Below are 7,576 nucleotides of genomic sequence, written 5' to 3'. Positions count from 1 at the left end.
ATGCGCGCACTTGTTTCTACACGATCCGGGTGCAACCAGCTGATCTATCTCGGGAAAACGTGGGGAAACCTCAGATCCAGAATGTGATCCAGGCAGTGCCCTACACCCTGCAGACGGTTCTGACGGATAACGGCATCCGGTTCACGAACCGCAGTTCCGACCGCTATGCCTGTGCGCATCTCTTCACTCGCGTCTGCGAGGAGCACGGCATCCAACATCGCTTGACCAAGGTCAAGCATCCCTGGACAAACGGGCAGGTCGAGCGGATGAATCGGACCATCAAGGAAGCTACTGTCAAACGCTTCCACTACGATGATCACGCACAACTGCAACAGCACCTGGCCAACTTTATCGACGCCTACAACGACGGTCGCAGGCTCAAAGCCCTGCAGGGTCTGACACCGTACGAATTCATCTGCAAGCAGTGGACATCCGAACCCGAGCGGTTCAAGGTGAATTCGATCCATCTAATGCCGGGACTGAACACTTAAGGGTTGCTGTTGAACAGACTTTTCCCAGGCGCTGGTACTGTATGGAGGGTTCGATGACGAAAAGATCGCAGTGGTTTGGACTGCTGGGCTGGTTTGTGCTGTGCTATTTGGTGGCGGCCTTGGGAGCGACGGCGTCGATCAAAGCAGCGAGCTTCTATGTCGAGTTGGAGCGGCCGGCTTGGGCGCCGCCGGGGTGGCTGTTCGGGCCTGTGTGGACCGCTTTATACGGGATGATGGCGGTGTCGGTGTGGCTGGTCTGGCGGCGCGTTGGGTGGAGCCGTGAGCGTGTGGCGCTGAGTCTGTTCGTGCTGCACTTGGGATTGAACGGGTTGTGGAGCTGGTTGTTCTTTGCCTGGCACATGGGCGCGTGGGCGTTTGTCGATATCGTGGCGCTGTGGTTGGTGTTGGCGCTGACGATCTTGGCCTTCGCCAAGCGGCAGCGTGCTGCTGCGTGGTTGTTGGTTCCATATTTGCTATGGGTGAGTTTTGCAGCTGCGCTGAACTATTCGGTGTGGCAGCTCAATCCGCAGGTGCTTGGCTAAGAGCGGCTAATAAAACCTCATGAATGCTATCTCCAGGGTGGCAAAAATGGGGCCATGGCACGGAACGAAGAGATCCCTCAGGGCGCCCGCGACGTTGGCCAAGCAAACTGCATGCCGGTAACGCCTACGATATCGAACGTTGTCGCACCTTCCTCAAGCAGCGCGGCATCATTGCGCCGATTGCACGCAAGGGCATCGACCGCAACGCTCGTCTGGGCCGTCATCGCTGGGTCGTCGAGCGTGCGCACGCCTGGTTCGCAGTCATCGGCAAACTGCGCATCCGCCTTGAACGCCGCATCGATCTCCACTTGGCGTTGCTTTGGCTTGCATGCTCCATCATCGGTTTACGGCTTCTTGCGGGGTTTTGTTGGCGGCTCTTAGAGCATGTTCAAAGTCTTCTAAGCAGCAACGCCAGGAACGCCAGGTGGATCATCTGCAAGCTGGTGTTGAGCTGACGCTCGCAGTTTTTCCATAGCCTTCGGTTCTTCTCTAACCATGCAAAGCTGCGCTCCACGATCCAGCGCTTGGGCATGACCTTGAAGGTGTGCAGTTCGCTGCGCTTTGCGATCTGCACTTTGACTTTCCTGCCCAACATCTCCTGCACTCCCTGTGCAAATGGGTCGCCGATATAGCCGCCGTCGCAGAGCAGGCCTTATCATCATCACTGAGGCTTTCACTTTCAGAAGCGGCAGTGGCTCGGGCGCAACGTGGCTTCGATGCGTAGCGACCGCGCGATGTAGTGCAGACCAACTACGCCATAACGCCTGCGCCCCAACGCAAAAGCCCCGCAATGCGGGGCTTTTGCGTTCTTCTGCAGCGAGACGGCAGTGGTGCTCCCTAGGGGGCTCGAACCCCTATTTTAGCCTTGAGAGGGCCACGTCCTAACCATTAGACGAAGGGAGCGTTTTGTCGCGTCCTGTGCAGCGGGTTAGTATAGTGTGGCAACAGCCGTTGGGCAATCCTGCAACACGAAACGGAAACGCCATCATCGAACCCTCAGTTACATCTCCGTTCACGCTGCGCGTCATTCCACGCGACCAGCACACCATCTCGCGCAAGGACATCAGCCCAAACGCGCTGCGCGTGCTGTACCGCCTGCGCGAATCGGGCTTTGGCGCCTACCTGGTCGGCGGCGCAGTCCGCGATCTGCTGGTGGGCGGGCATCCCAAGGATTTCGACGTGGCCACCAGTGCCACGCCGGAAGAAGTCAAGGCGCTGTTCCGCAACTGTCGGCTGATCGGCCGTCGCTTCCGCTTGGCGCATGTCGTGTTCGGCCGCGAGATCATCGAAGTGGCCACGTTCCGCGCCAATGTCGATGACGGCAGCGGCGATCGCGAACTGGATAACGGCCGGCTGGTGCGCGACAACGTCTATGGCAGTATCGAAGACGACGCGATCCGTCGCGATTTCACCTGCAACGCCTTGTACTACGCGATCGAGGATTTCTCGGTGCGCGATTACTGCGGCGGCTTCGAAGACGTGCAGGCGCGGCTGATGAAGTTGATCGGCAACCCGGAGCTGCGTTACCAGGAAGATCCGGTGCGCATGCTGCGCGCAGTGCGCCTGGCGGCCAAGTTGAACTTCGATATCGAAGTCGGTACTGCAGAACCCATCCCGCGCCTGGCCGGGCTGTTGTCCGAAGCCGCGCCGGCGCGCTTGTTCGAAGAAATTTTCAAGCTGTTCCTGTCCGGGCACGGCGTGGCCAGTTTCGAAGGCCTGGAGCGTTACGGCCTGCTCGGCGCGCTGTTCCCGGAAAGTGCGGCCGCATTGCGTTCCAACCGTAGCGGCGCATTGCGCGCCATGGTGCTGGAAGGCCTGCGCAATACCGATGCGCGCGTGGCCAACGACGAACCGGTGTCGCCCGCATTCCTGTTCGCCCTGCTGCTGTGGCCGGCGTTCTGCCGCACCTTGATGGGGCTGCAGGCGCAGGGCGTGCAGCCGGAAGACGCGCAGCGTCGCGCTGCCGATCGGGTCACCTTGCATCAGCTCGAGCGCGTGGCCTTGCCGCGCCGCTTCTCGCTGCCGATGCAGGGAATCTGGCTGCTGCAGACGCGCTTTTCCTCGCGTCAGCGCAAGCGTGTGTTCCGCACCTTGTCGCATCCGCGTTTCCGCGCCGCGTTCGATTTTCTGGTGCTGCGGCAGTTCGCCTCGGCCGATCACGCGGCTGATGTGGAGTTCTGGCGTGAGGCGCAGAAGTCCTCCGGCCAGGAGCTGGTCGATGCGATCGAAACCGCGCAGGCCGATCAAGAGAGCGAAGAGGCCGCGCCGCGCAAGCGCCGCCGTCGCCGCCGTCGCACCTGCGCCACTGCAGGCGAGTAGGGCATGCACACCGCCTTCGTCGGCCTGGGTGCCAACCTGGGCCAGGCCGAGGCCAGCGTCCGCGCCGCTATCGCCGCGCTCGGCGCGTTGCCGCAGTCCACGTTGATGGCGGCCTCGCGCCTGTATCGCACGCCGGCCTGGGGCCGCAAGGATCAGCCCGATTTCATCAACGCCGCAGCGCAGCTGCGCACCGCGCTGGCGCCGCTGCAGTTGCTGGACGCGTTGCTGGGCATCGAGCAGGCATTCGGCCGGCAGCGTCAGGCTGGCGAGCGCTGGGGCCCGCGGACGTTGGATCTGGATCTGCTGCTGTATGCCGAACAGGTGATCGATCTGCCGCGTCTGCAGGTGCCGCATCCCCATCTGCAGGCGCGCGCTTTCGCGCTGTTACCGCTGGCCGAACTTGCCCCGGAGGCGATCATTCCGGGCCATGGAACAGTGCGGCATGCCCTGCGCGCCATCGAGGTCAACGGGCTGGAGCCGATTGGGTAGATAATGGCCGGCTTATCACCCCACGTAATGACGTCATGAGCAGCCATACCGACAGCAAGCCCTGGACCGTGCCCGCTTTGGCCGATGCAAAGCGCGCCGGTCGCAAACTGGTCATGTTGACCGCATACGACGCCGGCTTTGCGCGCGCCTTCGATGCCAACGGCGTGGACCTGATTCTGGTAGGCGATTCGCTGGGCATGGTGGTGCAGGGGCACACATCCACGCTGCCGGTGACCACCGCCGACATGGTCTATCACACCGCTTCGGTGGCGCGTGCGCTGGAGCGCGCGTTGCTGGTGGCCGATCTGTCGTTCCAGGCCGATGCCACGCCGGAACGTGCGCTGGACGCGGCCACGCAGCTGCTGCAGGCCGGCGCGGAGATGGTCAAGCTCGAAGGCGCCGGGCGCAAGCTGGAGGTCATCCGCTATCTGGTCGAGCGCGAGATCCCGGTCTGCTCGCACCTGGGGTTGACCCCGCAATCGGTGCTGCGCTTCGGTGGCTACAAGGTGCAAGGACGCGGCGAAGCCGGTGAGCAGTTGCGCAGCGATGCGCAGGCGGTGGTCGACGCCGGTGCGAGCATGATCGTGCTGGAATGCGTGCCCACGCCGATCGCCACGCAGATCAGCGCCGAACTCAGCGTGCCCACCATCGGCATCGGTGCCGGCCCCGGCTGCGATGGCCAGGTGCTGGTGATGCACGACATGCTGGGCCTGGACAGCGGTCATCGCCGCCCCAAGTTCGTCAAGGATTTCCTCGCCGAAGGCGGCTCGGTGGCGGGCGCGGTACGCGCTTACGCGCAAGCCGTGCGCGACGGCAGCTTCCCCGATGCAGAGCACGCGTACGCCGCATGATTCAGACCATATGATCCAGACCATTACCGATCTTTCCACCCTGCGCGCACTGGTCACCGGCTGGAAGCGTGAGGGCTTGCGCGTGGCGCTGGTGCCGACCATGGGCAACCTGCATGCCGGTCACTATTCGCTGGTGATGCTGGCGCGCCAGTACGCCAACCGGGTGGTGTCGAGCGTGTTCGTCAACCCGACCCAGTTCGGCCCGGGCGAAGACTTCGCGCGTTACCCGCGCACCCCCGAATCCGACCTGCGTGGGCTGGAAGATGCCGGTTGCGACGCGCTGTGGCTGCCGGACGTAGACACCATGTACCCGCTGGGCACCGCGCTGGCCACGCCGATTCATGCCCCCGGTGTCAGCGACGTGCTGGAAGGCGTGTGCCGGCCGGGACATTTCGATGGCGTGTGCACCGTGGTGGCGCGGCTGTTCAATCAGGTGCAGCCGGACGTGGCCGCATTCGGCAAGAAGGACTATCAGCAGCTGGCGGTGATCCGGCAGATGGTGGCCGACCTGGCGTTTCCGATCGAGATTCTGGGCGGCAGCATCGTGCGTGAGGCCGACGGCCTGGCGATGAGCTCGCGCAACCAGTATCTGTCGGCCGACGAGCGCCCGCGCTCGGCGCAGATCCGCAAAGTGTTGCTGCAGATGCGCGAGAGCTATGCAGCCGGCACGCCGCGTGCGCAGGTCGAAGAAACCGCCACCCATGCCCTGGAACAGGCCGGCTTTCGCGTCGACTACGCGGTGCTGCGCCTGCTTGACCTGAGCGCGCCGGGCGACAGCAACGCTGGCGCGCGCGTGGCCCTGATCGCCGCACGCCTGGGCACTACCCGGTTGATCGACAATCTGGAATTCTCAAGGCCGCCGATGCGGCCGGCCTGAAGCCCTCACCACCGGCCGCGTTGCAGGCCGGTAGGCGCGAGCGCTTTCCGCTAAAATGCCGGCTGTCCTTTTGCCGTTGCCCGTCATGCACCTGTCCTTGCTGAAAGCCAAGATCCACCGCGCCACCGTCACCCACTCCGAGCTCAATTACGAAGGCTCGATCGCCATCGACGGCCTGCTGCTGGAAGCCACCGGCATCCGCGAGTTCGAACAGGTGCACATCTGGGACGTCACCAACGGTGCGCGTTTCAGCACCTATGCCATCCGTGCTGAAGAAGGCAGCGGCATCATCTCGCTCAACGGCGGCGCCGCGCGTCACGTGCAGGTGGGCGATCTGATCATCGTTGCCGCCTTCGCCAGCATGAGCGAAGACCAAGCCAAGACCTTTCAACCCAATCTGGTATATGTGGACACGCACAACGCGATCTCCCACACCAACCACAGCATCCCCACGCAGGCCGCATGACACACACCAACGGATTCGACGCGCTTCACGCCCACGCCCAGCGCCTGCGCGGCGCTGCCATCCCCGCATTGCTTGCAGCCGAGCCGCAACGGCCGACGCAGTACGCCAGGCAGGTCGGTCCGTTGTATTTCAACTTCGCGCGGCAGACGTACGACCGCGCCGCGCTCGATGCCTTGTTCGCGATTGCGCGCGAGCGTGATCTGGCCGGCGCGTTCCAGCGTCTGTTCCGCGGCGAGCAGGTCAACGTCACCGAACAACGCGCCGCCTTGCACACCGCATTGCGTGGCGATCTGACCGATGCGCCGGTGGCCTCCGAAGCGTATGCCACCGCTGCGCAAGTGCGTCAGCGCATGGACGCGCTGATCCAGCAGCTGGAAGCCACCGACGTCACCGATATCGTCAGTGTCGGCATCGGTGGATCCGACCTGGGGCCGCGCTTGGTGGCCGATGCCTTGCGTGCGCCGTCTGGTGGGCGTTTCCGCGTGCATTTCGTTTCCAATGTCGATGGCGCGGCGATGCAGCGCACCCTGGCGACGCTGGACCCGGCACGCACCGCCGGCATCCTGATTTCCAAGACCTTCGGCACTCAGGAAACCCTGCTCAACGGCAGCATCCTGCATGCCTGGTTGGGCGGCAGCGATCGGCTGTATGCGGTGAGTGCGAACCCTGAGCGCGCCGCCAAGGCCTTCGATATCGCGCCAAGCCGCGTGCTGCCGATGTGGGACTGGGTCGGTGGGCGTTATTCGCTGTGGTCGGCGGTGGGTTTTCCGATCGCACTGGCGATCGGCTTCGAACGTTTCGAGCAGTTGCTCGAAGGCGCAGCGCAATTGGATGCGCATGCGCTCAACACGCCGCTGGAAGAAAACGTCGCGGTGCTGCACGGGCTGACTGCAGTGTGGAATCGCAACCTGCTCGGCAGCGCCACGCATGCGGTGATGACCTACGACCAGCGTCTGGCACTGCTGCCGGCCTATCTGCAACAGCTGGTGATGGAGAGCCTGGGCAAGCGGGTCAAGCTCGACGGTTTGGCAGTTGATAGCGACACCGTATCGGTGTGGTGGGGCGGCGCAGGCACCGATGTGCAGCACAGCTTCTTCCAGGCGCTGCACCAGGGCACCAGCGTGGTGCCGGCCGATTTCATCGGCACCGTACACAACGACGACCCGTACGCAGAAAACCATGTTGCGCTCATGGCCAATGTGCTGGCGCAGACCGAGGCGCTGGCCAATGGCCAGGACAGCAGCGATCCGCATCGCAGCTATCCGGGCGGCCGCCCGAGCACTGTGATCCTGCTCGATGCGTTGACCCCGCAAGCGCTGGGCGCGCTGATCTCGATGTACGAGCACAGCGTATATGTGCAGTCGGTGATGTGGGGCATCAACGCGTTCGACCAGTTTGGTGTGGAGCTGGGCAAGCAGTTGGCCAGCCAGTTGCTGCCGGCGCTGAAAGGCGAGTCAGCCGATGTGGCTGACCCCGTGACGCGCGAGCTGCTGTCGAAGCTGCGTGGCTGAGCGGGCGCAGACAGACCGTGCGTGACGACG

The 7,576-nt window shown here is 63.6% G+C and carries 8 protein-coding genes, 1 tRNA gene and 2 pseudogenes; 9 read left to right on the top strand and 2 right to left on the bottom strand.

What is annotated here, in order from left to right; all coding sequences use genetic code 11:
- From XpopCFBP1817_RS07580 to XpopCFBP1817_RS22105, 3 genes and pseudogenes are all read left to right on the top strand, one after another.
- Window positions 1–491 (top strand): integrase core domain-containing protein (locus tag XpopCFBP1817_RS07580; protein WP_244171104.1); only part of this gene is annotated, 491 nt, incomplete at its 5' end.
- A 53-nt stretch (window positions 492–544) separates the two neighbouring features.
- Window positions 545–1,033 carry a TspO/MBR family protein gene (locus tag XpopCFBP1817_RS07575; RefSeq protein WP_425479080.1) on the top strand — a complete coding sequence of 163 codons (489 nt, stop codon included), beginning with the start codon at window positions 545–547 and terminating at the stop codon, window positions 1,031–1,033.
- A gap of 80 nt (window positions 1,034–1,113) precedes the next feature.
- Window positions 1,114–1,401, top strand: a pseudogene (locus tag XpopCFBP1817_RS22105) (IS5/IS1182 family transposase); the annotation flags it as partial.
- Between the two features lie 20 nt (window positions 1,402–1,421).
- Here XpopCFBP1817_RS22105 and XpopCFBP1817_RS07565 read toward each other — a convergent pair.
- Window positions 1,422–1,682 (bottom strand): annotated as a pseudogene (locus XpopCFBP1817_RS07565) (transposase); the annotation flags it as partial.
- Window positions 1,683–1,861: 179 nt separating this feature from the next.
- Window positions 1,862–1,936, bottom strand: a tRNA-Glu gene (locus tag XpopCFBP1817_RS07560).
- Window positions 1,937–1,984: 48 nt separating this feature from the next.
- Between XpopCFBP1817_RS07560 and pcnB the strand changes: the two genes are divergently transcribed.
- The 6 genes from pcnB to pgi all read left to right on the top strand — a co-directional run bounded on the left by pcnB (window position 1,985) and on the right by pgi (window position 7,546).
- Window positions 1,985–3,352, top strand: a complete 1,368-nt coding sequence (gene pcnB, locus XpopCFBP1817_RS07555) for a polynucleotide adenylyltransferase PcnB (protein ID WP_128416655.1) — start codon at window positions 1,985–1,987, stop codon at window positions 3,350–3,352.
- A gap of 3 nt (window positions 3,353–3,355) precedes the next feature.
- Window positions 3,356–3,841, top strand: coding sequence for a 2-amino-4-hydroxy-6-hydroxymethyldihydropteridine diphosphokinase (gene folK / locus XpopCFBP1817_RS07550; protein WP_128416654.1), 486 nt, complete (start codon window positions 3,356–3,358; stop codon window positions 3,839–3,841).
- Between the two features lie 35 nt (window positions 3,842–3,876).
- Window positions 3,877–4,692, top strand: coding sequence for a 3-methyl-2-oxobutanoate hydroxymethyltransferase (panB, locus tag XpopCFBP1817_RS07545; RefSeq protein WP_128416653.1), 816 nt, complete (start codon window positions 3,877–3,879; stop codon window positions 4,690–4,692).
- A 10-nt stretch (window positions 4,693–4,702) separates the two neighbouring features.
- On the top strand, window positions 4,703–5,569 hold the full coding sequence (panC, locus tag XpopCFBP1817_RS07540; RefSeq protein WP_128416652.1) for a pantoate--beta-alanine ligase: 867 nt from the start codon (window positions 4,703–4,705) through the stop codon (window positions 5,567–5,569).
- Between the two features lie 85 nt (window positions 5,570–5,654).
- Entirely contained in the window at window positions 5,655–6,035 is a 381-nt protein-coding gene (gene panD / locus XpopCFBP1817_RS07535; protein WP_128416651.1) for an aspartate 1-decarboxylase, read from the top strand.
- Entirely contained in the window at window positions 6,032–7,546 is a 1,515-nt protein-coding gene (gene pgi / locus XpopCFBP1817_RS07530; protein WP_128416650.1) for a glucose-6-phosphate isomerase, read from the top strand. Before panD ends, pgi begins: the two co-directional genes overlap by 4 nt.
- Window positions 7,547–7,576 lie beyond the last annotated feature (30 nt).

The organism is Xanthomonas populi, from assembly GCF_002940065.1.
Classification (GTDB): Bacteria; Pseudomonadota; Gammaproteobacteria; order Xanthomonadales; family Xanthomonadaceae; genus Xanthomonas; species Xanthomonas populi.
Note: the sequence above shows the minus strand (reverse complement) of the source record. Positions and strands in the feature narration are given on the sequence as shown.

Excerpts from the sequence above, each read along its gene's own strand:
- XpopCFBP1817_RS07575 (WP_425479080.1), top strand. The coding sequence starts at position 545 with ATGACGAAAAGATCGCAGTGGTTTGGACTGCTGGGCTGGTTTGTGCTG.
- folK (WP_128416654.1), top strand. The coding sequence starts at position 3,356 with ATGCACACCGCCTTCGTCGGCCTGGGTGCCAACCTGGGCCAGGCCGAG.
- panB (WP_128416653.1), top strand. The coding sequence starts at position 3,877 with ATGAGCAGCCATACCGACAGCAAGCCCTGGACCGTGCCCGCTTTGGCC.
- panC (WP_128416652.1), top strand. The coding sequence starts at position 4,703 with ATGATCCAGACCATTACCGATCTTTCCACCCTGCGCGCACTGGTCACC.
- panD (WP_128416651.1), top strand. The coding sequence starts at position 5,655 with ATGCACCTGTCCTTGCTGAAAGCCAAGATCCACCGCGCCACCGTCACC.
- pgi (WP_128416650.1), top strand. The coding sequence starts at position 6,032 with ATGACACACACCAACGGATTCGACGCGCTTCACGCCCACGCCCAGCGC.